Genomic DNA, 23,201 nt, shown 5'->3' with positions numbered 1-23,201 from the left:
CTCCTTCCGAAACTTCGGCGGGGGAGCGATGCACAGCATCGCAAATGAACCTCCTGTTACGGAAAGACCGTAACCGCTTAGCCCAAAGGAGGTGGGTTCACATATGCGTCCTTACGAATTGATGGTAATCATCGACCCCGAGGTCGAAGAGCGTACCGTAGAGCCGTCGCTTCAGAAGTTCCTGAATGTCATCACCACCGATGGTGGAACCATCGAGAAGGTTGACATCTGGGGCCGTCGCCGTCTGGCATACGACATCAAGAAGAAGTCTGAAGGTATCTACGCAGTGGTGAACTTCACCGCTGAGCCGGCTACCGCCAAGGAACTTGACCGCCAGCTGTCTCTTAACGAGACGATCATGCGCACCAAGATCATCCGCCCCGAAGACCAGAAGGTTGTTGCTGAGTAATCAGCCCTTCAAGCTCTTTACCCCGTAGGAACGAACAAGGAGGCAGTAGATGGCAGGCGAAACCACTATTACCGTCATTGGCAACCTGACCAATGACCCGGAGCTGCGGTTCACGCCGTCCGGCTCGGCAGTAGCGAACTTCACCATCGCTTCTACTCCCCGGACCTTTGACCGCCAGTCGAACGAGTGGAAGGACGGGGAAACCCTGTTCCTCCGCGCATCGGTATGGCGCGAAGCCGCTGAGAATGTGGCCGAATCCCTCACCAAGGGGATGCGCGTCATTGTCTCCGGCCGTTTGAAGAGCCGTTCCTACGAAACCAAGGAAGGCGAAAAGCGCACCGTCATCGAGCTTGAGGTCGACGAAATCGGCCCGAGCCTGCGTTACGCAAATGCCAAAGTCAACCGCACCCAGCGCTCCGGCGGCGGGTTCGGCGCCGGAAACGGTGGCCAGGGTGGCTTCGGCGGCGGCAACGCCGGTGGCTTTGGAGGAGGCGCTGCAGCTGGTGCACACCAGGGCGGCGGCAACTCCGGTGGAGGCTGGGGCGGCAACCAGTCCGCACAGCAGGATGACCCCTGGGCTACGCCCGGTGTCAGCAATGCAGGCGGCTGGGGCAACGGCCCCGATTCCGAACCTCCCTTCTAAACACCTAAACACCACCATCCCGTGGATCTCTATCCACGGGCTCCATAGAAAAGGAGCTCCACGATGGCTAAGGCTGAACTCCGTAAGCCCAAACCAAAGTCCAACCCCTTGAAGGCCGCTGACATCACTGTCATCGACTACAAGGACGTAGCACTGCTGCGCAAGTTCATCTCCGACCGCGGTAAGATCCGCGCTCGTCGCGTCACTGGCGTTACCGTTCAGGAACAGCGCAAGATCGCCCAGGCAATCAAGAACGCCCGCGAAGTTGCTCTGCTGCCTTACTCCGGCGCTGGCCGCGGCTAAGGGAAGGGATTAACTAACATGGCAAAGCTCATTCTGACCCACGAAGTAACCGGTCTCGGTGCTGCTGGCGACGTTGTCGAGGTCAAGAACGGTTACGCACGTAACTACCTCCTGCCCCGCGGCTTCGCTCTGACCTGGACCCGCGGTGGCGAGAAGCAGGTTGAGTCCATCAAGGCTGCCCGCGCTGCCCGCGCCCACGCTTCTGTTGAAGCTGCACAGGCACAGGCCCAGGCTCTGTCCTCCAAGAAGGTCAAGCTCGAGGTGAAGGCCGGCGAGTCCGGTCGTCTCTTCGGCACGGTCAAGCCGGCTGATGTTGCTGCTGCTGTTGAAGCTGCCGGTCTCGGCTCCATCGACAAGCGCAACGTTGAACTGCCGAACCACATCAAGTCCGTGGGTTCGTACCAGGCCAACGTCCGCCTGCACGAGGACGTTTCCGCTGTCATCGACCTCGAGGTCGTTGCCAGCAAGTAGCGCAGGGTTCCCTGAGACCGAGCTTGCGAGGTTTTAGGGAGCGTTATGCAGCGCAAGTAGTCGCCGACTGCACCTGAAGGACCCCCGTTGCCGGATTCCGGTGGCGGGGGTTCTTTCGTCCGCGGCTTCGTGCGCCGAGATGGCAGTTAATCGCAGTGTTGACGCTCGGGATTGTCATCAAATGCCAACTCGGCGGGGTAATTTATGGCCGATGGATCTCCGTCATCACATGGTGGTAGCCGGATCGGATCAGTTCCGCGAGGACGTCCCGGTCTACGTCACCCAGCTTGTTGACGTAGAGGCAGGCAACGCTGGTCTTGTGCTTTCCAAGGTCCGGAAGCAGCTTGTCCGCAGCGGGTCCCTCGGTCAGTCCGTAAAGCACCAGGTTGCCCTTCCGGGGCGAGAACCCTACGGCCGGTGCGTCTCCTTCGCGTCCGGTGTCGTATTTGTAGTGATAACTGCCGAAACCGACGATCGACTCCCCATACATGTAGGGCTCCTGGCCGGTGATTTCACGCATCATCTCCAGCAGCTCGAACCCATCGGCCCGCCGTACGGGGTGTTCCACGGCGGTCAGGAATTCTTCCACCGGCACGTCGGTGGGCTGGGTCTTGTTCTCTGCCATGACCGTAGTCTGGCAGGTCCGGGGAGTGTCGGCCAGCAGCGGTGATAGCCTGCCCCGGTGACTTCCAACAGCATGCGCAGCCGCCCCTTCCATCAAGTCGATGTCTTCTCCGGGGAGCCGTACAAGGGCAACCCGCTTGCCGTCGTCGTCGACGCCGAGGGCCTGAGCAGCCAGGCCATGCAGGGCTTTGCCAACTGGACCAACCTGTCCGAGACAACGTTCCTGCTGCCTGCTACGCACCCGGACGCGGATTACAGGGTGCGTATCTTCACGGGCAGCGAGGAGTTCCCCTTCGCTGGCCATCCCACCCTCGGCTCGGCCCACACCTGGCTGGAGGCCGGGGGAGTTCCCAAGACGGACGGCCTCCTGGTCCAGGAGTGCGGTGCGGGTCTGGTCAGGGTCAAGCACGACGCCGGGCGGTTGGCTTTTGCGGCGCCGCCCCTGACCCGCTTCGGTCCGGTCGGGGAGGAAGTGCGGGCACAGTTGATGGCCGGGCTGCAGCTGGCCGACGGTGCACTCCTGGATGCGTCGTGGCTGGTCAACGGTCCCCGCTGGATCGGGGTGCTCTTGGGCTCGGCCGACGACGTGCTGGCCATCGAGCCCGACCTCGCTGCGCTCGGTGAGTTGAACGTCGGGGTGATCGGCCCCCATAAGGAGGGTGCCGGCGTCGACTTTGAAGTCCGGACGTTCTTCCCGGGCGATGCCATGATCGAAGACCCAGTCACGGGCAGTTTCAACGCCGGGGCGGCGCAGTGGCTGATCGGAAGCGGACGTGCGCCGAGGGAGTACGTGGCTGCCCAGGGAACCGTTCTGGGCCGGGCAGGCCGTATCCACGTGAGGGCCGAAGGCGACGACATCTGGATTGGTGGTGAATCCACCACCTGCATCCAGGGAACCGTGGTGTTGTAGGGCAGGGAACGCAGTCCCGGGTGCGCGGGACCTGCGTTGTCGGCACCCGTTGCTGTTGTTAAGCTCAAGCATGCCGCACCAAAAGGGATCCCCATGAGCGAATACTCCCCGGCCGTTGATGCCTACATCGCGTTGCAGCCTGACGACGTGCAAGCGGTCCTGCATGAAATCCGGAGGACCATCCATGATGCGGTGCCCGACGCCGGCGAGATGATCAGCTACGACATTCCCACCGTCACGTTGGGCGGCCGGTACGTGGTGTATTTCGCGGCGTGGAAGCATCACATCTCCGTCTACCCCGTTCCGCACGCGGACAAGGAGCTCGCATCGGAGCTTGAACCCTACCTGGCAGGAAAGGGCACGTTGAAGTTCGTGCTGGCCAAACCCATCCCATACGGCATGATTGGCAGGGTGGCTGCACAATTGGCAGCGGAGAAGGACCGCCGGGGTTGATTGACGCGCGCCGCCAAGGGTACTGAAGGTATGGGCGCACACAGGAGGACAACGCATGGTTTCCGCACGGACATTTGAGTCGATCGTCATCATCTTCAACCCCAACAGCACGGGAGACGCACCGGAACTCGCAGAGCAACTGCAGGGGAAGTTGACGGAGATGCTGCCGTATTCGCCCGAACTCGTCCTCAAGCCGACCCAGCACGCCGGCCACGCAGTGGACCTGGCCCGTGAAGCGGCATCGGCGGGCGGCGACGTCCTGGTGGTGTCCGTGAGTGGCGATGGCGGCTACAACGAGGTGGTGAACGGCGTCATGCAGGCGCAGAACCCCAAGGCCGTTGCTGCGGTCATGGCAGCGGGAAACGCCAACGACCACCGCCGGACTGTGGGGACCAAGCCGCTGGAAGAAGCCATTGTGGAAGGCCACGTGCGGAATATCGACCTGCTGCGCATCCACACCGGCCAGCAGGAAAACGAGCCGCTGGAGTACGCACACTCGTACATCGGGTTCGGACTCACTCCCGTGGTGGCGACCGAGCTGGAAAAGGGCAGCAAGGGCGCCCTGAAGGAGATGGTTTCCGTCATCAAGACCTTCTCCGAGTTCGAGCCGTTCGAGATCCGGCTGGACAACGGAAAACGCCAGAAGGTGGACAGCCTGGTCTTCGCCAACATCCCGGAGATGGCCAAATACGCCACACTCAGCGAGGCGGAGGACACGCCCAGGGATGGCAAGTTCGAGGTAATTTTCTTCCCGCACATGCCCAAGTGGCGGGTGGCGCTGAACGCCCTGCGCGCAACCACCCAGGGCCTGGGTGACCAGCCGAGCGTCAGCAGTTACGAGTTCACCACCCTCAAGCCCTTGCCGTACCAGATGGACGGCGAGGTCAAGAATGTCGAGGCAGGCATCAAGGTCCGGGTTGAGAGCGCTCCGGCAGCTTTGCCCACCATCGGCTGACCTCAGCCGCTGCACGCCTTAGCGACGAAGTCGTACAACGAGCCGCGAAGTCCGGTGGGGGCAGCCACTTTGAGAATGCCCCGGCGTTCGCCCACGGCTATCCGGACCGGCAGCAGCGTTCCCACCTTGTCTTCCGCTACCGCATGCGGATCGCAACGCGCAGCCCGCATCGGCAGCCGCAGTTCCGTGGCATCGCCGCCGGCCTCGATGGTCACGTTCCTGGGCCACGCGCCTTCCACGGCCTCGGCCAGAAGCGTCGTTCCGTCGATTGACTCGATGGTCAGGCTCTTCTGCGAACCTTCCAGCCCTGTGGGGGTGACCAGCAAGCGCACGACGGCGGTACGGCCATCCGCTGCAGGCTCCAGTCCCGGATCCAAGGACAAGGCGGCGACGCCTGCCGCTTCAGCTGCCAGGCATAATTCGCCTGAAGTGCGTGCAAGGATTCCGAAGGGGTCGTGCGCGTCTGCGGCAACCTCCCGGTCCTGTCCGTTGACGCTGTAGTGAACCGTCGCCACAGGGGTCGCAGTGTCCACGTCGCCGCATGCCGGCCCAGGCAGGACGGCGGGGAGCGCTTTGGGCTGTCCGGGTGGCAGTGCCAGGGGAGTGTTTGCCGACGTCCAGCTGATGCTTCCCGGGAACAAGGGGGACTCTACGCGGGCCCCGGTGACGCTGAGCTCTTCCGTTGTGCTGTTGGTGAGTTCGAGCAGGATGGCCTGCGTTCCGTACTGGTCCCTTGACTGGTTCAGTGCCACGCTGACGGCAGCTGCGGGTGTGCTTCCGGCGGGCTCGGGAACCGCCGTTCCACACCCGGCCAACGCTGCAGCAGACATCAGAACCAGACAAACCGCGGCGCGACGCCGGTGAAGGGACGCCATGGGCTCAGTCTAGGAGCAGTCCCTATGGCGATCAAATTATAAGCATGCTTAGCTTAAGGACAATACGCCCGGTTTTGTCACGCAGGAAGGAAGCCACATGTCCACCGTGACCCAGCTGTTCCAGTCCCCGCCAGCAGCTGTCTGGAAAGTCATTGCCAATGGTTGGCTCTATTCGGGCTGGGTGGTGGGCGCCTCGCGGATCCGCGCGGTGGACGACCATTGGCCTGAGGTTGGCTCCCGCCTGCACCACTCCGTGGGCTCCTGGCCGTTCCTGATCGACGACAGCACCAGCGTCACTGCCGTTGATCCGGGCCGCTCTTTGGAGCTGCAGGCACGCGGCTGGCCCATGGGGGAAGCCAAAATACTGATCACGCTCGAGGACCTCGGGGCTGGTAACTGCCGGGTCTCCATCTCGGAGGATGCGGTCCGCGGGCCCGGAAAATTCGTACCAAAGGTGCTGCGGGACCCTGTTATTGCCGTCCGTAACCGCGAAACGCTAAGGCGCCTGGATCTCATGGCCCTTGGCGGCGCCGGAGAAAGCAGGCCCGCCATCTAGGCCCCGCGGGCGCCCGGGAATAGATCCATCGCCTGACCTGTTCAGCCATGTAGATGCATATGCATGTATGCTGGAGATGAACAAGCAACAGGAGAATGCCATGGAAACCCGCCGCATCACCGTCCTTTCCGCCGGGCTCGGCGTACCGTCGTCCAGCCGCCTGCTCGCAGACCAGCTGGCTGCCTCGGCAGGGCGGCAATTGCGCGAGGCAGGCATCGAGGCGAGGATCGACGTCGTTGAACTCCGCGACCTCGCCGTGGACATCGCCAACAACTTCGTCACCGGGTACGCCGCACCGCGCCTCGCTGAGGTGATTGCCGGCGTCGAGGACTCCGATGGAATCATCGCCGTCAGCCCTATCTTCAGCGCCTCCTACAGCGGACTGTTCAAGTCGTTCATTGATGTCCTGGACCCCAAGTCGCTGGACGGCAAGGCCGTCCTTCTGGGCGCTACCGGCGGCACCGACCGCCACCAGATGGTGCTGGATTACGCCATGCGGCCGCTGTTCAGCTACCTGCGCACCCGGATTGCGCCAACCGCAGTCTTTGCCGGGCCCCAGGACTGGGGAAATGACGACGGCGGGTCCCCGCTGTCCGCGCGCGTTGACAGGGCCGCCGGCGAGCTGGTGCAGATGCTGAAGGGACCGCAGCCGGGCCGTAAGCCGCAGGCGCTTGAGTCGCTGCCTTTCGAGCAGCTCCTCGCTGGAATTTCAGCGGGCCGGTAGGGCGAACTTTTCACCGCGGCCAGTCGTTGTGGCAGGCATGAAGTGTCCTGTGGATTCTGTCGACCTGGTGATGAGCGAACGCAGCGGAGTGGAGATTGACTACTGCCCGCAGTGCAGGGGCGTGTGGTTGGACCGGGGGGAGCTGGACAAGATCATTGATCGGGTCAATTCCGAGACCGGCCAGATGCCCCCGCGGCCCGCTGCTGCCCAGCAGCCGCCCATAGCCCCGCCGCCTTTGTACAACCCGTTCGAATCGCGTCCGCGCTACGACGACCGTGACCGCCGGGATTACGACCGGAATGACTACGACCGCCGCGACGGCTACAACCGCGATCAGTACGGCCGGAAGCGCAAGAAGAAGGAAGGCTTCCTGGGCGACCTGTTCGACTTCTAGTCGTCCAGGAGTTCGATGAACTCGCGCGCCTGTTTGATGGTGATGTCGGAATGGCGCGTGAGGGCACGTGCCGCGCCCTCCACGTCGCCGCTCTTGGCCAAGGTGCGGATGCGTCCGTAGATTTCGTCGTTGAGCATGTTGCTGCTTACTTCACGCGTCACGTCGCCTTTGCTGACGATGGCGCGGTAGCGGTAGGGAAAGCGCTCGGGTTCGTCGTCGTCGTCAGCCAACAGGTCCTTGGGCGGTGTCTCCGGGGTAAACGGCTGCGGGTGGGCGGCGAGTGCTCCCACGGCGTCCCTTGAAGCGCGGAGTCCCTCGCCGGTCGCTTGCAGGTACAGCTTGATGGCTGCCATGCCCTGCCCCTGGGCGATCAGCGAATAGAGCCTTCGGTGCTGCTCCTCGTTGAGCTTGGCGGCCGAATCCTTGGCCAGCTGCACGGGATCCTTCGGTGCCTTGGCTGCGGCGGCATCGGCCCTGGTGACTGCCTGCCGTTTGGTGAAGGAGCGGATAAGGAGCAGTACGCCCGCGATGACCGCTAAAAGGATCACGAGCGGGATGAGGAGCGAATCCATGGCGTTTCAGAGCCGATCTATGTAGTTCTTGGCGGTGGCTAGGTCTGTCCGGGTGGCCTGTCTGAGGACCTTGATGGCTTGAATCTTGTGGCCGCTTCGCACCAGGTTCTGCAGCTCGAAGGCGAGCTGCGGATTGAGCTGTCCATTGGGAAGGACTGCCGGTGGCTGCTGTGCAGGGACGGAGTGCCCACCGCCGCCCGGCTGGTCTACGGGCGCAGTCCGCTGCTGGCCGGAGCGGTTGCGCTGGGTGGTCTCCTCGATCCTGGCGCGGGAGGCCAGGGCGGCCTGAACCTGGGACGCCTGATGAGCGGCGGAGCGCGCTGCCAGTTCGCGTTGGTACCGTTCGGCGTCGGAGATCCCCGTGTCGCGGGGTTTTAAGGCCGCAGAAAGAGCCCACAAAAGTCCGACGACGATGATGAGCGGAAGAGCAATCGTCAGCACGTCGCCAAGGTTCGTCCCCATGCTTAGAGCTTATGCCAAATGTCGGTTATCCACAGCACATTCCCGGGTTGGCATAGGGCGGTGATAGAACGCTGTCAAATCCGGACGCCGTTTGTAAGATGCATCACAATTTCGGCATGCTTATCCCCCAAGAAGCACTTGGATTGATGCCGGGTCGACTCGAGGCTGTGGATGGTTTTCCACTGTAAATTTCTTTAACCCACAGCTTGTGGGGAGCATTTCCGCAGGTCAGGGCATGGTTACGTGGAAAAGAAATTCTCTATCCACAAGGTAAAGCACAGGCTGTGCACATCCGTGAACACCTATTCCACAGGTTATCCACAAGTGTGCGTGGGAGTCGGCTTTGCGACAGGGCGGACCACCGCTAACGTGGCTCGGGTACCTGTTTCAGGAGGAATCCGTCCGTGGAGATCCGACTATAGGCACGCACTTGTGCGGCCGCGGAAAGATCCTGTGGATAAGTTGTGGAAAATGGGGAAGTCCCTGAATTGTCAGACCCCGGAGATACAACTGGAGCACTCGGCTGGTCCGTAGGCTCGGACAATCCGTCCAGGTTCAACTGCGCTTGACGCACCGCTGAGCAAGACTCTCTGCAGCGGTACATATTTGGAGGACGGCTTTGTCAGTTACGCACTTGGACTCGATCGAGGGCACCCGCGCTTCCGACTCAAGCAGGAAACCTCCCCAGGACATTGCTGCCGAACAATCTGTGCTCGGCGGCATGATGCTCTCCAAGGACGCTATCGCGGACGTCGTGGAGATTGTTCGGGGCCACGACTTTTACCGTCCTGCCCACGAGACCATCTACGAGGCCGTCATCGACCTCTATGGCCGCGGCGAACCTGCCGACGCCGTGACGGTCTCGGACGAGCTGACAAAGCGCGGAGAGATCAACCGCATTGGCGGACCCGCCTACCTGCACGAGCTGATCCAGACCGTTCCCACCGCTGCCAACGCGGGATACTACGCCGAAATCGTGGCCGAACGGGCTGTCCTGCGGCGCCTGGTGAATGCCGGAACCAAGATCGTGCAGATGGGCTACGGCCAGGATGGCGAGGTCGAGGACCTCGTCAACCAGGCGCAGGCGGAAGTTTATGCGGTAGCCGAGAAACGCACGGCAGAAGACTACGTGGCTTTGAAGGACGTCATGGAGTCCACCGTGGACGAGATCGAGGCCTCCGGCCACCGTGGCGAGGGCATGGTGGGCGTCCCCACCGGCTTCTACGAACTGGATGAGCTTACCCACGGCCTGCACCCTGGCCAGATGATCGTTATCGCCGCGCGTCCGGCTGTGGGTAAGTCCACGTTCGCCTTGGACTTCGCCCGTTCGGCGGCCATCAAGCACAATCTGGCTACGGTCATGTTCTCCTTGGAAATGGGCCGGAACGAGATCGCCATGCGTCTTCTCTCGGCAGAAGCCACCATCAGCCTCCAGGACCTCCGCAAGGGCACCATCAAGGACGAGCAGTGGTCCAAGATCGCCACCACCATGGGACGCATGAATGATGCCCCACTCTTCATCGACGACAGCCCCAATATGTCCCTCATGGAGATCCGGGCCAAGTGCCGCCGTTTGAAGCAACAGCATGATCTCAAGCTCGTGATCCTCGACTACCTCCAGCTCATGAGCTCCGGTAAGAAAGTGGAGTCCCGCCAGCAGGAAGTCTCCGAGTTCTCGCGTGCCCTTAAGCTGCTTGCCAAGGAACTCCAGGTCCCGGTCATCGCGCTTTCCCAGCTGAACCGTGGCTCGGAACAACGCCAGGACAAGCGGCCCATGGTGTCCGACCTCCGTGAATCCGGCTCGATCGAACAGGACGCCGACATGGTCATCCTGCTTCACCGCGAGGACGTGTACGACAAAGAATCACCCCGTGCCGGCGAGGCCGACATCCTGGTGGCCAAACACCGTAACGGCCCCACCAAGGACATCGTGGTCGCCTTCCAAGGCCACTACTCGAGGTTCGCCAACATGGCCGGCGACTCCGGCGGCGGCGGGTTCTAAACCGTAGGGCTTTCGGCGGTGGTGCTACTTCAACTGCCTCCGCAGTAGGCAGAACTCATTGCCCTCGGGGTCCTGTAAAACGTGCCAGTTTTCGTCGCCGGTTTGTCCGACGTCGGCGTGCCGGGCTCCAAGGGACAGAAGGCGTTTCAGCTCCGCTTCCTGGTCCCGGTCAACAGGGTTGACGTCAATATGCAATGGAAGGCGACCCGTGCGGGGGTTGGTGCTTGGGCTCAGGATGATGGTGGGCTGCAGCCCGCCAAAACCCGCGTCTGGTGGCCCAATTTCAATCGCTCCATCCTCGCGGTCCAGTTCAACGTAGCCAAGGACGTCGCTCCAGAACCTGGCAAGCAGTTCAGGGTCGGCACAGTTAAGGACCAGTTCGCTGATGCGGCAGGACATGGAGGCCAGTGTAGTCAGTGAAGCAGCAGGTAAAACAGCACGACCAGGCCCGGTATCAGGGCTTGGCCGATCGCGCTCGTCAGGAGGCGCCGTTCCGTGACCCACAGCCAGAAGCCCAGGAACACGTGGCTTGCACAGCAGAACAGCACGATCGCCACGCCTCCGGCGGCATTGCCGAAGTTGACCATCCATAGTCCGACAGCGATGCCAATCCCGTAGACGATGTTGTAGGCGCCCACATTCATGGCCCACATCCGGACGGCCGCCACGTCCGGCGGTTTGATGAGGAAAAGCCGGTGGAAGCGTTGATCCCCGTGGAAGAAGATCTCAAGCGTACCGACGCTGAGCAACGTCAGGGCGGTGAGCCCGGCAAGAAGCTGGCTTAAGAGGTTCATGGTGGGCTCCTGACCATGTCCAATCCCGCTGTTTCCGTGCAGAATACGCCCGCGGGGATGCACTCTCAAGGTTTCCCAGGAACAGAAGGCCAGGACTCCGCGCAGATCGCGGAGCCCTGGCCTTGAGCCGAAAAGTCAGCAGCCCTCGAAGTCGCTCAGCACCTTAACTTTCGCCGCGGAGCCGGACGAGGGGTCGAAGGCGTAGCCGACCCATTCCTTGGCCAACCGCCGGGCGAGTTCCACGCCCACCACGCGCTGGCCCATGGTGAGCACCTGGCAATCGTTGGACAGGATGGAGCGTTCAACGGAGAAGGAGTCGTGCGCCGCGGTGGCACGGATACCGGGAACCTTGTTGGCAGCAATGGCTACGCCAATGCCGGTGCCGCAGAACAGGATGGCCCGGTCGGCCTTGCCGTCGCGGATCATTTCACCGGCCGCGATGCCAACGTACGGGTAGGGCTTGGTGAAATCCTCATCGGCACGGTTCACTCCGATGTCGATCACCTCGGTGATCCGGGAGTCGGCCTGAAGGTCGGCGAGGATCCGGTCTTTGTAGTCAACGCCGGCTTCGTCGGCGCCCACGATGATGCGCATGGTCGTTCTCCTAGTGGGTTGCTGCGGCAGTTGCGGGAACTGCGGTGAAGTGGGGTCCGACGGCGGTAAACACCATGGCGAGCGACGTCGCCCCGGGGTCCGGCGTGCCGACGCTCTTTTCGGCGAGGGGCCGGGCGCGGCCCTTGAGCGGCCGGAGCTCGGCGGTCGCTGCCGCAGCTTCGGTGGATGCGGCGGCGGCGGAAGCCCAGGCTTCCTCGACCGAAGAACCGGAAGCCACACCCTCCGAGAACGAGGACGTGAACGGCAGCAACGAATCCACCATGGTCTTGTCACCGATGTCGGCCTTGCCAAGTCCAGTGATTCGCTCGGCGAAGGCGCGGACAGCCTCGGCGAGGTCTGCCGGCGTCGGGATTTCGGCGTCGCCCAGCCGTTCGCCAAAGGCGCGCAGCCCGGCTCCCCACAGGACGCCGGAGGTTCCGCCGGCCTTGTCTGCCCAGGCGTCGCCACCGGCGATCAGCACGGATCCGGCGCCGGCACCGGCGGAGTATGCGGCAGCGGCTGCTTCGAGTGCTGCCGAGGACCCGCGGACCATACCGCGGCCGTGGTCGCCGTCGCCGGCTATTGCGTCCATCTCGCCCAACTTTGTCTCTGAATCACGCAACAAAGAGGCAGTCTCTTCCAGTGCGGCGAGGCACTGGCCGGCATAGGCACGCGATTCTTCTGTGGAGGAGTAGTTGGCGGCAGCCTCGGCTACAGCGTCGTCCACAGCAGTGTCAGCGGTGGCAGCGTCGAATCCCACGGAACCACGGCGGTATGCGGGGGTCAACGCAGGAGCCGTCCAGTACTCCTCGAGTTCATCGTCCAGCCACGTTACGGTCAGGGACACACCTGCCATGTCCAGACTGGTCACCAATTCGCCGACCTCAGGCATCACCAGGGTGTAGCCGGCCTCGCGGAGGAGAGGAGCAACCGTACGCCAGAGGACGAACAATTCCTCGTTCTTGGTGGAGCCCAGGCCGTTCAGGATGACGGCAGCACGTCCGGACGCGCCTGCGGGTGCTTCCTCCAGAACGCGGCGGACCAGTTCCCGGCCGAGTTCGACGGCGGTGGGCAGTTCGGTATCGAACAGCCCAGGCTCGCCGTGGATGCCGAGGCCCAGGCCCATGTGACCTTCGGGAAGGCTGAAGAGCGGGGTGTCTGCTCCAGGGAAGGTGCAGCCACTGAAGGCGGTTCCGATGGTCCGGGTGGAGTCGTTGGCCTTGCGTCCCAGCCGGACCACGGAGTCGAGATCCAATCCGGCCTCGGCAGCGGCCCCCATGACCTTGAAGACCACGAAGTCACCGGCGATGCCGCGGCGCTTCTCGATTTCGGCCAGGGGAGCGCTGGCAATGTCGTCCGTGACCAGCACGTTCTCGGCTCGGATACCCTCAGCATTCAACCGTTCGCTGGCCATCCCAAAGTTCAAGACATCTCCGGCGTAGTTGCCGTAAGTGAACACGACGCCGGCGCCGGAGTTGGCTGCCTTGGCCACCGAGTAGGCCTGCTGGGTTGAGGGCGAGGTGAAGATGTTGCCCACCACGGCACCATCAGCGAAACCCGGGCCGATGATGCCGGCGAACGCGGGGTAGTGGCCGGAGCCGCCGCCGGTAATGACGGCGACCTTCGGCGTGGCAGGCCGGTTGCGGCGTACCGCTCCGCCCTCAACCTGGCGGCACCAGGTCCGAGTGGGCGTCGCAGAAGCCGGCGAGGGCTTCGTCGGCAAAATCGGCGGGATCGTTGAAGATTCTGGTCATGGTGGGTCCTGGTGTTCCTTGTGAAGCAGGGACTAGTGGATGTGGCTGCCGCCGTTGATGTCGATGGTGGTGCCGGTGAGGTAGGCGGAGTCCTCGGAAGAGAGGAACGTGATCACGGCTGCCACTTCCTCGGTGGTGGCGTTGCGGCCCAGTGGGATGCCGGCGTTGATGGCGTCTTCCTGCTCCTGGGTGCTGCCAGCGCGGATGTTGGTGTCCACGGCGCCGGGGGTGATGGCGTTGACGGTCACGCCGGTTTCACCGATTTCACGGGCGAGTGCCTTGGTGAAGCCCAGGATCGCTGCCTTGGCTGCGGAGTAGGGAACCTTGCCGAAAACGCCGCCACCGCGCTGGGCGGAAACGGAGGACATGTTGACGATGCGGCCCCAGCCATTGGCGATCATGTCCGGCAGGAAGGCCTTGGTGACCAGGTAGGTGCCGGTGGCATTGACGTCCATGACCTTGTGCCAGAGCTCAAGGGTGGTCTCCAGGAAGGGGATGGGGGAGGTGATGCCGGCGATGTTGGCCAGCGCGCCAACGGGGGGCAGGTTCCCGCCGGCAACTTCAGCGGCAACCGCGGCCTGGGCGGCGGTGACGGAGGCCTCGTCGGCCACGTTGATCTCGAAGCCGAACGCAGGGACGTTGAACTCGTTGCCGATTTCGGCGGCAACCTTGGCGGACTTCTCGCCGTCGAGGTCCAGGATGACGATTCCCCAGCCCTGGGCGGCGTAGCGGCGGGCGGTGGTCAGGCCGATGCCGCGCTCGGAGGTAGCTCCGGTGAGGACTGCGGTGCGCTGGATGGTGGACATGGTGCTCCTTGGAATGGTGGTTGTTAGATGAGGTCAGTGATGAAGCTGCCGGCTTTGGCGGTGGCAGCGGGGCGCTCGTCATGGGTGACGTCGCGCGTTTCAAGTTCAAGCGAGAAGTGGCCGGTGTAGCCGGCATCCCGCAGCTTGGACAGGCCGGTGGCGAAATCCGCCTGGCCATTGCCGATGCTGAGGTTGATGTTCCCCGGCTCGGTTTCGGTGGCGGGCACTGCATCGCGGAGGTGGACGTGCGTGATGCGGCCGCCGAAGCGGTCCACGAAGTCCACGGGATCGCCTCCGGAGGCAACGATGTGGCTGAAGTCCATGACAATTCCGACGTCGGAACCGGCCAGGCGGTCGGCGAGCAACTGCGCGCGTTCGGTGTTCCAGCAAAGCCGGAAATAGTGGAGGGACTCGGTCCACAGTTCGACGCCGAACTCCTTGGCCCGCTCCGATGCGTGGATCAGCTGCGAAGCAACAGCGTCGATGTCTTCTTCCAAACTGCGGACCGGTTCGTGGTCGATCGCGCCACACGGAAGGACCAACGCCTTGGCACCTGTCTTGGCAGCAAGGCTGAGCAGCATCCCAAGGTGACGTTCGCGCTCTTCCGCGGCTCCGGCGTCGAGCGTTGCATTCAGGTCCCCGACGTCGCCGTTGACCGAGCGGACGCGCATTCCCGAGTTATTGACGACGGCGGCAACCGCCTCGACCGCCGCGGCGTCCAGTGCATAGGGCACGTGGTCGCAGACGCCGGGGAGGGCGCCCAGGTCAATCTCGTCGAAACCGAGGCTGCGCATGGTGCGGAGGGCAGTGTCCAGATCCTGGTGGCGGAAGCTGATGGAAGAGCAGCCCAGTCGTGAATGGAACATCGTCGTTGATCCTCAGAGTGCGACGCCTCGTCGTAGAGGCGTTTTAGTGATGGACACCACGGTAGCTCCGTTAACTGTCGACAGTCAACCTTTGGAGTTGACTGTTGACATTGCTGGTGTCACCCGTCACAGTTGACGTATTATGTTGACTGTCGACAGTGAGGTTGCCGTAGACGCGCCCCACTCATCGAAAGGGAAAGACAAGATGAGCAATGAAGCTCTGACCATGCGTGGTCCGGTTCATGGAACCAAAGAAGCAAAGCGCGTCGCCGTCGGCTCAGGCGTAGGCGCAGTCATTGAAACCTATGACTTCATCGGCTTCGGCACAGCCGCCGCACTGTACTTCGGTACGGCATTCTTCCCGGGCGCCGACCCGGTGACCGGTACGTTGGCCTCCTTCGCGACCCTCGGCGTCGGGTTCGCTGCCCGCCCGCTGGGCGGCATCATCGGCGGCCACCTTGGTGACAAGCTGGGCCGCAAGCCAGTCCTGGTTGCCTCGCTCATCCTCATGGGCCTGGCGACGTTCGCCATCGGCCTTCTTCCCACGTACCAGCAGGTGGGCCTCCTCGCGCCGGCGCTGCTGGTGATTGTCCGCATCATTCAGGGCCTCGCATTCGGCGCTGAATGGGGCGGGGCCATCCTCATGAGCTACGAACACGCACCCTGGAAACGCAAGGGCCAGTTCACGGGCATCGTGCAGGCCGGCTTCCCCGTAGGCCTGCTGTTGGCGAACCTCGTGTTCCTGGGCAGCGTGGGCCTGGGCGGTGAATGGGCCTGGCGCGTTCCGTTCCTCGCCAGCATCGTGCTGGTGGCAGTCGGACTGATCATCCGCTCCAAGGTCCCCGAGTCCCCCGTGTTCGAGGACGTCAAGACCAAGGGCGACATTGTGAAGTCCCCGGTCGTCGAGGTCATCAAGACCGACTGGCGCAACATTGTCCGCGGCATCGGCCTCCGTGTCGCAGAAACCGCGGGCTACGCCGTTTCCGTGACCTACATGATCTCCTACCTGCACAGCAACCAGCTGGCCGACAAGACCCAGACCCTGGTGGCACTGTGCATCGCTGCCGGCATCGGCATCTTCGCCACCTACGCATGGGGTGTGCTGACAGACAAGGTTGGTCGCCGCCCGGTCTACATCTGGTCCACGGCCTTTGCTGTTGTCTTCGGCATTCCGATGTTCCTGATGGTCAACACCGGCCTCTTCATCTGCATCATTGCCACGATCGTCATCGCCTACGCCGTATGCCAGAACTCCCTCGCCGGCGCCCAGGGCGCCTGGTTCCCGGAGCTCTTTCAGGCCAAGACCCGCTCCTCCGGCGCCTCCCTGGCCTACCAGATTTCCGCCATGGTTTCCGGTTTCACGCCGTTCATCACCACCCTGCTGTTCGTGAGCTTCGGCTGGGTGGGTCCGGCCGCACTGTTCAGCATCTACGGCGCCATTGGTCTCTGGGCCGCAGTTGTCACCAAGGAAACCTGGGGCAAGCGTGAGCGTCAGCTCGCCGAAGAAGCCGCCAGCAAAACCCCCCAGACGGTAACCGCCTAAGCAACCACTCGACGTCGGGCGCGTTCTCTCCATCAGTGCGCGCCCGACTCCGGAAGGAAACCAGTGTCTCTTTCAGCAGCCCAGGCGGCTCCCATCGCCGCAACCTCGCCCGAGCGCGTCGAGCGTATCCGTGCCGCTGCGTACCGCATCCGCCATCACGCCCTGAACATGGGCGAAGTCCAGGGCCAGGGCTACGTGGGCCAGGCCCTCGGTGCGGCGGACATGCTCGCTGCGGTCTACGCCGACCAGCTCACGTACCGCGCCGAAGACCCCCACTGGGAGGGCCGGGACCGGTTCCTGCTCTCCACCGGGCACTACGCAATCGGCCACTACGCGGCCCTGGCCGAGGCCGGAATCGTTCCGGTTGACGAACTTGAGACCTACGGCTCGGACGATTCGCGCCTGCCGATGTCGGGCATGTCCACGTACACCCCGGGCATGGAAATTTCCGGTGGTTCCCTGGGCCACGGTTTGACGATCGCCGTGGGCATGGCACTCGGTCTGCGGGCGCAAGGTTCCGCTTCCCGGGTCATCAACTTCCTCTCTGACGGTGAACTGGACGAGGGTTCCACCTGGGAAGCGGCCATGGGCGCGCACCACCACCAGCTCGGGAACCTGACTGCGATGGTGGACATCAACGCCCTCCAGGCCGACGGGGCCACGAACACGGTGCTGCGCACCGAACCGGTGACCGAGAAGTGGGAATCGTTCGGTTGGTACACCCAACGGGTGGACGGGAACGACGTCGGTGCGCTGCTGGCTGCGTTCGACAATATCGCCTCTGTTGCGGCTCCGGTTGGCCGGCCGTCCGTGATCCTGTGCGATACGAAAGTCGGCCGCGGCGTTCCCCTGCTGGAGACCCGCGAGAAGGCGCACTTCATGCGCATCGAAGAACACGAGTGGCAGATCTGCCGTGAGCAGCTGACCGCTGGATATGAAGGGACGGCCACGGCATGAGCACCGCAACAGAGGCCCGCAACACTACAGGGGCTGCCAAGCCGAAGCTGAAGACCTCGGCGATGATTGCTTCCTTCGCCGACCCGGGACAGAAGACCACGTCTGCTCCCTTCGGGCACGCACTGGTTGCCGCGGCCGAGGCGAATCCGAAGATCGTCGGGCTCACCGCAGACCTGGGCAAGTACACGGACATGCACATCTTCGCCAAGGCATTCCCGGAGCGGTTCTTCCAGATGGGCATGGCGGAACAGCTGCTGTTTGGTGCGGCAGCGGGCATGGCCGAGACAGGGCTGGTGCCGTTTGCGTCCACGTACTCCGTCTTCGCTGCCCGGCGTGCGTACGATTTCCTCTGCCTGGACATCGCCGAACCGAACCTCAACGTGAACATCGTGGGCGGACTCCCCGGCCTGACCACGGGCTACGGTCCCAGCCACCAAGCCACCGAAGACATGGCGATCTTCCGCGGTATGCCCAACCTGACCATCGTGGATCCGTGCGACTCCGTGGACATTGAACAGGCAGTGCCGCAGCTTGCAGCCTCCGATGGGCCTACCTACCTGCGCTTGCTCCGTGGCAACGTGCCCACTGTGCTGGACGAGTACGACTACACGTTCGAACTCGGCAAAGCCAAGGTGCTGCGCGGCGGCAATGACGTGGTGTTCGTCTCCTCCGGGTTGATGACCATGCGCGCGTTGCAGGCAGCCGATGCACTGGCAAAGCACAACGTGGACGTGGCCGTGGTGCACACGCCCACCATCAAGCCTTTCGACTCCGCGACGGTACTTGCGGAGCTGAACACCGACCGGTTGGCCGTCACCCTGGAGAACCACACGGTTGTTGGCGGCCTGTTCGAAACTGTTGCCTCCGCCGTCGTGACCGCAGGGCTCGGCAAGCGGGTGGTTCCCATCGCGCTGCCGGACCAGTTCCTCGACGCCGGTGCGCTGCCAACGCTGCACGAACGCTACGGACTGTCCGTGGACCGGATTGTTACGAAGGTGCTGTCCGAACTCGGCTGAGCACTTGTCCTCCAGGGGCGCGGGACCGGCATACTGCCGGTACCGCGCTTCTGGCCGTAGTATCGACTGTTAACAGTCGCCCATTGACACCAAGGAACATCATGGCCCTGAGCGCATCCCTGCTGGGACTGGAAAAGAAGAGCCTCCGCGAGCAAGCGCTCTCGGCACTCCGTACTGCCATCACCAGCGGTGAACTCGAACCCGGGCGTCATTTGGTGGAAACCGAACTTTCCGACATGCTGCAGATCAGCCGCGGGACACTCCGCGAAGCCCTTCGCCAGTTGGAGCAGGAAGGGCTTGTCTCCGCAGGAGCGCGGGGCCGCCTCTCCGTGCGGCACCTGGACGTCAAGGAGATCCGCGACATCTTTGCCGTCCGGGGCGTCCTGGAATCGCTCGCTGCGCGCACCCTCAGCGACATGCCGGACAAGGAGGCCGCGCTCGCCGAGTTGCGTGCCGCCGTCGACACCATGGCCAAGGCCGGGGAAGCCTCCCTGGAGCAGCAGATCGAGGCCGACCTGGAGTTCCACCGCACCCTGTGCCGCCTCTCGGGCAACGAGACACTGCTGCATCAATGGGAGTCGCTGGAAGGCTCCATCCGGATGTCCATCATGTTCGCCGGCCTGGAACGCGCCACGAGGAACATGAGCGTCGGGCGGCACCACGACATTGTGGCTGCAATCGAGACAGGCGATGCCGCCAAGGCCCGTGAGACGATCATCGCGCACATGGATGGCGCGGCCGAGAACCTGGTGGGTTAGTTTCCTGCGTCCTTCAGCAGATGGTCCGGCAGCCGGTTTCCCGGGGCGCGCCCCCTGATTTCCAGCAGTTCGCGGGCATGCGCGTGGAGTTTCCTGTCCTCGTCAGACACCGGGATCCAGGCAGGAATGGGTACCGCGGTTCCGGTTTCGTCACGGGCCACCATGACTGTCAGGCAGTACGTGGTGAGGTTCATGTCCTTGGTCTTTGGATCACCGGAGCGGACATGTACCGCGATGTGCATACCTTTGGCACCCGTGTAGACGAGCCGTGCTTCGACCTCCACCACGTGGCCGATCAGGAGGGGACGGTAAAAGCGGACGCCTCCCGAGAACACGGCGACCGTGTCCTTGCCGCAGTAGCGTGAGGCGCATACGTAGGCGGCCTCGTCAATCCACTTCATGACGATGCCGCCGTGGACTTTGCCGCCCCAGTTCACATCGGTGGGGGACGCCATGAACCGCAGCGTGACGCGTTCGGCGGTACCGGCGTCGGTATATTCCTGGGCGTTCATGGCATTGACGATCTGCTCGCGGACTTCGATACGCGCCAAGGCATGGTCCCGGGCTTCGATTTCACCGGGTGTCTTTGGTTCGAACTGGGGGACGGGGATCGGCTTGCCGTCCGGGCCAACTGCCACGAAGATCACCATGCACTGGCTGTGCATCGTTTCCGGTCCGCCCTTGGGATCGTGGGAACTCACCACGGTGTGGATGTGCATTGAGGAGCGCCCCGTGTACACGATGGTGGAGGTTACCTCCACCATGTCGCCGCTGTTGACGGGATCAGCGAAGTGGATGTTGCCCACGTACGCCGTCACGCAATACGACTTTGCCCAGCCCACAGCCGCCGCGTAGGCCGCTTTGTCCACCCACTCAAGGACGGTTCCGGCGTCGACGGAGCCGCTGTGGCCCACGTCCATGGGGGCCGCGAGGAAGCGGAGGGTCACAGAATTCGCGGGGGACTCGCTCATGCTGGAAGTTTACTGGCGGGGTGGGTTTGTTACGGCTCTGCTCCTTGGTCGGCAGCCGATTTGGCCCTTATATGAGAATGAATATCATTTAACTCATGTCACTCCCTTCATTTCCTTCCTTGAGCCTGCCCGGACGCCGCCCCGGGACCAAGTCCATGATCGCCGTCGGGCTTTCCGCGCTTCTCCTGGCCGGCTGTGCCGGACCGGCCGCCAATCCCGGCGCCGCCCCCACTGAAACTTCCGCCTCCAACGCGAAGGAGGCCGGCGCGCCTACGCCCCGCCTCGTGTACACCTACGACGGCGGTGTGGCCGTCCTCGACGCAAAGTCGCTTGAGCCGGCAGGCGCCGCTGCGGAACTGGACGGATTCAACCGGCTGAATCCCGCCGGCGACGGACGCCATGTCTTCATCTCCACCGGCGATGCGTTCCGCCTGTTCGATGCCGGATCCTGGAGCGAACCCCATGGCGATCACAGCCACCATTACGTGGGCGATCCCAAGCTCACCGATCTCTCCTTCGAAGCGAACAAGGCCGGGCACGTAGTGCGTCATGCCGGCAAGACGGTCCTGTTCAGCGATGGATCAGGCAAGGTGGAAACTTTCACGTCAAGTGAGCTCTCGGACGCGGCAGAAGAGGGCAAGCTCCCCGCCACGGACGTCTACACCACGCCTGAAGCCCATCACGGCGTGGCGGTGGAGCTGGAGGACGGCAAGCTGCTGGTCACCCTGGGAAATGAGGAAGGCCGCTCCGGGATCGCCGTCCTGGATGCCGGAAAGGGACAGGAGCGCAGGGAAATTCTCCGGAATGAGGAGTGCCCAGGCGTCCACGGTGAAGCTGTTGCTGCCGACGAGGCCGTGGTGGTTGGCTGCGAAAACGGCATGCTGATCTACAAGGACGGCAAGATCACCAAGGTGGCCAGCCCGGATGCCTACGGGCGAATGGGAAACCAGGCCGGCTCGGAAGAATCGCCGGTCATTCTGGGCGACTACAAGGTAGACAAGGAAGCCACCCTGGAACGGCCCACGCGCATCTCCTTGGTCAACACGGAAACCGCGACGCTCCAGCTCGTTGACCTGGGTGCGAGCTACTCCTTCCGTTCCCTGGGCCGTGGTCCGGCGGGCGAGGCCTTGGTGCTGGGAACGGACGGCGCGCTTCGAGTGATCGACCCTGCTTCCGGAGCCATCACGTCCACCATCCCGGTGGTTGGCGCCTGGGAAGAGTCCGAGACATGGCAGGACCCGCGGCCCACGCTCTTCGTCCAGGGCTCGACGGCGTTTGTCACCGAACCTGCCACGCAGACCCTTCACGCTGTGGACCTGAAGGTTGGAAAGGTCGCCAAGTCGGCAAAGCTCGAGCACGTGCCCAACGAGCTGACCGGCGTTAAGGGCTAGCGTCCCTCTCTCACCTATCGGCAGCGTGAGCCGGATGCTCTCTCACCTAACGGCAGCGTGAGCCGGATGCTCTCTCACCTATCGGCAGCGTGAGCCGGATGCTCTCTCACCTATCGGCAGCGTGAGCCGGATGCTCTCTCACCTATCGGCAGCGTGAGCCGGACGCTCTCTCACCTATCGGCAGCGTGAGCCGGATGCTCTCTCACTTTCTTCAGGGAAGTGAGAGAGCATCGGCGTATTCGCGGTGTTAGGTGAGAGAGCGTCGGTGGAAAGGGGGTGTTAGGTGAGAGAGCGTCGGGGGCGGGGGTGGTTAGGCGAGAGCGCGGAGCTTGGAGCCCGGGCGGCCGAACAGGGCGTTGTCGGCGGAGATCCGGCCTGCGCCTGCCAGGGCGAGTGCCAGGGCAGCTCCTGCGAAGAGCAGCACCAGTTCGTATCCGCCATTGGTGACGAAGACGCCGGCGGGGGCGTGCACCAGGAACAAAGCGCCCAGCATGTTGACGGTCAGGAGGGCCGCGAAGACCCTGGTCAGAAGGCCGACGATCAGCGCGATTCCGCCCACGAGTTCCAAAGTGGCGACGATGGGTGCTACCGCGGAAGCTCCGGGGACGCCCATCTGCGTGAAGGCTGCCTGCGTGCCGGCGATGGTGAATTCGTTGAACTTCTGCCAACCGTGTGCGGCGAAGAGAAATCCTGCAACAACACGCAGGATGGTCAGGGCTGTGGTGGTCAGGGTGGACTTGTTCATGGCTTCAACCCTCCCGAATAAAAGTTGAAGAGTCAACCAATCACGACTTAAAGTGACGCTTCCCACGCGGCCTTTGCAACCACGGCTGTAACAAACGGGTGGTGATGGGCAGGAAAATGTACGTCATCAGCGGCGTCAGAATCACGATCGTCAGCAGTACTTGCAAAACCAAGGGCCAGTCCTGTGTGAGCGGATGCAGGAGGAAGTTGGCCAGCAGGCTCAGCGGGAAAAATGGCAGGAAGATGCTGACGGCCTGCTTCCAGCGCGGAGGCACCACGGTCTCCGGAACCACAACAGAGACATCCCCCGGCTGCGAGAACCAGCCCTCGATGCCGGTGCGGCGCTCCACCCGCGTGGTCTCCATCATGTCGCGGGCACTGTCGATCCACCACCGGCGTTCCTCCGACTGCTCCCAAGCCTGCAGGGTGTCAGCACTGGAGAAGCGGTACAGCATGTGCCATTCCGTGGAATCGTCGCCATTCCGAACCCAGCCCGATCCCAAGTATCCGGGCCATTCGCGGGCCAGCTCCTGGCCGGCATGTGCCCAAGCGTTGGCCTGCCGTGTATAGCCGGGAAGGATGGTGCGGGCTACGGAAACAGTGACGGGATGCTCGTGTGACACGCCCCAAATGTACCCGCCGTCCAGCGGTCTA

28 protein-coding genes and 1 pseudogene are annotated in these 23,201 nt (G+C 63.2%); 16 read left to right on the top strand and 13 right to left on the bottom strand.

What is annotated here, in order from left to right:
- Positions 1-103: 103 nt before the first annotated feature.
- The 4 genes from rpsF to rplI all read left to right on the top strand — a co-directional run bounded on the left by rpsF (position 104) and on the right by rplI (position 1,826).
- Positions 104-409 (top strand): 30S ribosomal protein S6, encoded by a 306-nt coding sequence (rpsF, locus tag ACUYMZ_RS20705; RefSeq protein ID WP_021473324.1) that lies wholly within the window; start codon positions 104-106, stop codon positions 407-409.
- A 49-nt stretch (positions 410-458) separates the two neighbouring features.
- Positions 459-1,052 carry a single-stranded DNA-binding protein gene (locus ACUYMZ_RS20700; RefSeq protein WP_426004950.1) on the top strand — a complete coding sequence of 198 codons (594 nt, stop codon included), beginning with the start codon at positions 459-461 and terminating at the stop codon, positions 1,050-1,052.
- Positions 1,053-1,115: 63 nt separating this feature from the next.
- On the top strand, positions 1,116-1,355 hold the full coding sequence (rpsR, locus tag ACUYMZ_RS20695) for a 30S ribosomal protein S18 (RefSeq protein ID WP_003800144.1): 240 nt from the start codon (positions 1,116-1,118) through the stop codon (positions 1,353-1,355).
- Positions 1,356-1,373: 18 nt separating this feature from the next.
- Positions 1,374-1,826, top strand: coding sequence for a 50S ribosomal protein L9 (gene rplI, locus ACUYMZ_RS20690; protein WP_426004949.1), 453 nt, complete (start codon positions 1,374-1,376; stop codon positions 1,824-1,826).
- A gap of 202 nt (positions 1,827-2,028) precedes the next feature.
- Here the strand turns inward: rplI and ACUYMZ_RS20685 are convergent, their stop codons facing one another.
- Complete coding sequence (locus ACUYMZ_RS20685; protein ID WP_442423218.1) at positions 2,029-2,451, bottom strand: DUF1801 domain-containing protein; 423 nt, start codon at positions 2,449-2,451, stop codon at positions 2,029-2,031.
- Positions 2,452-2,508: 57 nt separating this feature from the next.
- Here ACUYMZ_RS20685 and ACUYMZ_RS20680 point away from each other — a divergent pair, with 57 nt between their 5' ends.
- The 3 genes from ACUYMZ_RS20680 to ACUYMZ_RS20670 all read left to right on the top strand — a co-directional run bounded on the left by ACUYMZ_RS20680 (position 2,509) and on the right by ACUYMZ_RS20670 (position 4,768).
- Positions 2,509-3,360 (top strand): PhzF family phenazine biosynthesis protein, encoded by an 852-nt coding sequence (locus ACUYMZ_RS20680; protein WP_481605742.1) that lies wholly within the window; start codon positions 2,509-2,511, stop codon positions 3,358-3,360.
- Between the two features lie 93 nt (positions 3,361-3,453).
- Positions 3,454-3,813, top strand: coding sequence for an iron chaperone (locus ACUYMZ_RS20675; protein WP_426004945.1), 360 nt, complete (start codon positions 3,454-3,456; stop codon positions 3,811-3,813).
- A 55-nt stretch (positions 3,814-3,868) separates the two neighbouring features.
- The gene (locus ACUYMZ_RS20670) at positions 3,869-4,768 is read left to right on the top strand and encodes a diacylglycerol/lipid kinase family protein (protein ID WP_442423215.1); all 900 of its coding nucleotides are present in this window, start codon (positions 3,869-3,871) and stop codon (positions 4,766-4,768) included.
- Positions 4,769-4,770: 2 nt separating this feature from the next.
- On the opposite strand, the gene ACUYMZ_RS20665 is transcribed toward ACUYMZ_RS20670, so the two are convergent.
- Positions 4,771-5,643, bottom strand: coding sequence for a hypothetical protein (locus tag ACUYMZ_RS20665; protein WP_481605740.1), 873 nt, complete (start codon positions 5,641-5,643; stop codon positions 4,771-4,773).
- Between the two features lie 97 nt (positions 5,644-5,740).
- Here ACUYMZ_RS20665 and ACUYMZ_RS20660 point away from each other — a divergent pair, with 97 nt between their 5' ends.
- The 3 genes from ACUYMZ_RS20660 (at position 5,741) to ACUYMZ_RS20650 (ending at position 7,317) form a co-directional block, all read left to right on the top strand.
- A complete protein-coding gene (locus ACUYMZ_RS20660; protein ID WP_442423213.1) occupies positions 5,741-6,199 on the top strand; it encodes an SRPBCC family protein in 459 nt (152 codons plus the stop codon).
- Between the two features lie 100 nt (positions 6,200-6,299).
- Positions 6,300-6,923 (top strand): FMN reductase, encoded by a 624-nt coding sequence (locus ACUYMZ_RS20655; protein WP_481605950.1) that lies wholly within the window; start codon positions 6,300-6,302, stop codon positions 6,921-6,923.
- A 49-nt stretch (positions 6,924-6,972) separates the two neighbouring features.
- Positions 6,973-7,317 carry a TFIIB-type zinc ribbon-containing protein gene (locus ACUYMZ_RS20650; protein ID WP_442423212.1) on the top strand — a complete coding sequence of 115 codons (345 nt, stop codon included), beginning with the start codon at positions 6,973-6,975 and terminating at the stop codon, positions 7,315-7,317.
- Here the strand turns inward: ACUYMZ_RS20650 and ACUYMZ_RS20645 are convergent.
- Together ACUYMZ_RS20645 and ACUYMZ_RS20640 are read right to left on the bottom strand one after the other, a co-directional pair.
- Entirely contained in the window at positions 7,314-7,889 is a 576-nt protein-coding gene (locus ACUYMZ_RS20645) for a hypothetical protein (protein WP_426004939.1), read from the bottom strand. The genes ACUYMZ_RS20650 and ACUYMZ_RS20645 overlap by 4 nt on opposite strands.
- A gap of 6 nt (positions 7,890-7,895) precedes the next feature.
- On the bottom strand, positions 7,896-8,351 hold the full coding sequence (locus tag ACUYMZ_RS20640; protein WP_481605737.1) for a hypothetical protein: 456 nt from the start codon (positions 8,349-8,351) through the stop codon (positions 7,896-7,898).
- Positions 8,352-8,970: 619 nt separating this feature from the next.
- On the opposite strand from ACUYMZ_RS20640, the gene dnaB reads away from it, so the two are divergent.
- Positions 8,971-10,353 (top strand): replicative DNA helicase, encoded by a 1,383-nt coding sequence (dnaB, locus tag ACUYMZ_RS20635; protein WP_426004935.1) that lies wholly within the window; start codon positions 8,971-8,973, stop codon positions 10,351-10,353.
- A gap of 24 nt (positions 10,354-10,377) precedes the next feature.
- Here the strand turns inward: dnaB and ACUYMZ_RS20630 are convergent, their stop codons facing one another.
- The 6 genes and pseudogenes from ACUYMZ_RS20630 to ACUYMZ_RS20605 form a co-directional block, all read right to left on the bottom strand.
- Positions 10,378-10,752 (bottom strand): VOC family protein, encoded by a 375-nt coding sequence (locus tag ACUYMZ_RS20630; RefSeq protein WP_481605735.1) that lies wholly within the window; start codon positions 10,750-10,752, stop codon positions 10,378-10,380.
- A gap of 14 nt (positions 10,753-10,766) precedes the next feature.
- Positions 10,767-11,147 carry a DUF1304 family protein gene (locus ACUYMZ_RS20625; RefSeq protein ID WP_442423210.1) on the bottom strand — a complete coding sequence of 127 codons (381 nt, stop codon included), beginning with the start codon at positions 11,145-11,147 and terminating at the stop codon, positions 10,767-10,769.
- A 135-nt stretch (positions 11,148-11,282) separates the two neighbouring features.
- Entirely contained in the window at positions 11,283-11,741 is a 459-nt protein-coding gene (locus ACUYMZ_RS20620; protein ID WP_442423209.1) for a ribose-5-phosphate isomerase, read from the bottom strand.
- A 10-nt stretch (positions 11,742-11,751) separates the two neighbouring features.
- Positions 11,752-13,495, bottom strand: a pseudogene (locus ACUYMZ_RS20615) (dihydroxyacetone kinase family protein).
- Positions 13,496-13,527: 32 nt separating this feature from the next.
- Complete coding sequence (locus ACUYMZ_RS20610) at positions 13,528-14,301, bottom strand: SDR family NAD(P)-dependent oxidoreductase (RefSeq protein WP_481605732.1); 774 nt, start codon at positions 14,299-14,301, stop codon at positions 13,528-13,530.
- A 23-nt stretch (positions 14,302-14,324) separates the two neighbouring features.
- Entirely contained in the window at positions 14,325-15,167 is an 843-nt protein-coding gene (locus tag ACUYMZ_RS20605) for a sugar phosphate isomerase/epimerase family protein (protein ID WP_481605730.1), read from the bottom strand.
- 205 nt (positions 15,168-15,372) lie between these two features.
- On the opposite strand from ACUYMZ_RS20605, the gene ACUYMZ_RS20600 reads away from it, so the two are divergent.
- From ACUYMZ_RS20600 to ACUYMZ_RS20585, 4 genes are all read left to right on the top strand, one after another.
- Positions 15,373-16,710 carry an MFS transporter gene (locus ACUYMZ_RS20600; protein WP_426004928.1) on the top strand — a complete coding sequence of 446 codons (1,338 nt, stop codon included), beginning with the start codon at positions 15,373-15,375 and terminating at the stop codon, positions 16,708-16,710.
- 63 nt (positions 16,711-16,773) lie between these two features.
- On the top strand, positions 16,774-17,667 hold the full coding sequence (locus tag ACUYMZ_RS20595; protein ID WP_481605728.1) for a transketolase: 894 nt from the start codon (positions 16,774-16,776) through the stop codon (positions 17,665-17,667).
- On the top strand, positions 17,664-18,683 hold the full coding sequence (locus tag ACUYMZ_RS20590; RefSeq protein ID WP_481605726.1) for a transketolase family protein: 1,020 nt from the start codon (positions 17,664-17,666) through the stop codon (positions 18,681-18,683). The genes ACUYMZ_RS20595 and ACUYMZ_RS20590 overlap by 4 nt, the downstream gene beginning before the upstream one ends.
- Positions 18,684-18,784: 101 nt before the next feature.
- Complete coding sequence (locus ACUYMZ_RS20585) at positions 18,785-19,441, top strand: GntR family transcriptional regulator (protein WP_426004925.1); 657 nt, start codon at positions 18,785-18,787, stop codon at positions 19,439-19,441.
- On the opposite strand, the gene ACUYMZ_RS20580 is transcribed toward ACUYMZ_RS20585, so the two are convergent.
- Positions 19,438-20,412 carry an acyl-CoA thioesterase gene (locus ACUYMZ_RS20580; protein ID WP_426004923.1) on the bottom strand — a complete coding sequence of 325 codons (975 nt, stop codon included), beginning with the start codon at positions 20,410-20,412 and terminating at the stop codon, positions 19,438-19,440. The two genes, ACUYMZ_RS20585 and ACUYMZ_RS20580, sit on opposite strands and share 4 nt — an antisense overlap.
- A 95-nt stretch (positions 20,413-20,507) precedes the next feature.
- Between ACUYMZ_RS20580 and aztD the strand changes: the two genes are divergently transcribed.
- Entirely contained in the window at positions 20,508-21,803 is a 1,296-nt protein-coding gene (gene aztD, locus ACUYMZ_RS20575) for a zinc metallochaperone AztD (protein ID WP_481605724.1), read from the top strand.
- Positions 21,804-22,113: 310 nt separating this feature from the next.
- Here aztD and ACUYMZ_RS20570 read toward each other — a convergent pair whose 3' ends face one another.
- Positions 22,114-22,548 (bottom strand): DoxX family protein, encoded by a 435-nt coding sequence (locus ACUYMZ_RS20570; RefSeq protein WP_481605722.1) that lies wholly within the window; start codon positions 22,546-22,548, stop codon positions 22,114-22,116.
- A gap of 40 nt (positions 22,549-22,588) precedes the next feature.
- Positions 22,589-23,170, bottom strand: a complete 582-nt coding sequence (locus ACUYMZ_RS20565) for an antibiotic biosynthesis monooxygenase (RefSeq protein WP_426004919.1) — start codon at positions 23,168-23,170, stop codon at positions 22,589-22,591.
- Between the last annotated feature and the right edge of the window lie 31 nt (positions 23,171-23,201).

The organism is Arthrobacter sp. T572 (genome assembly GCF_056780115.1).
This window is presented reverse-complemented; position numbering and strand designations above follow the sequence as displayed.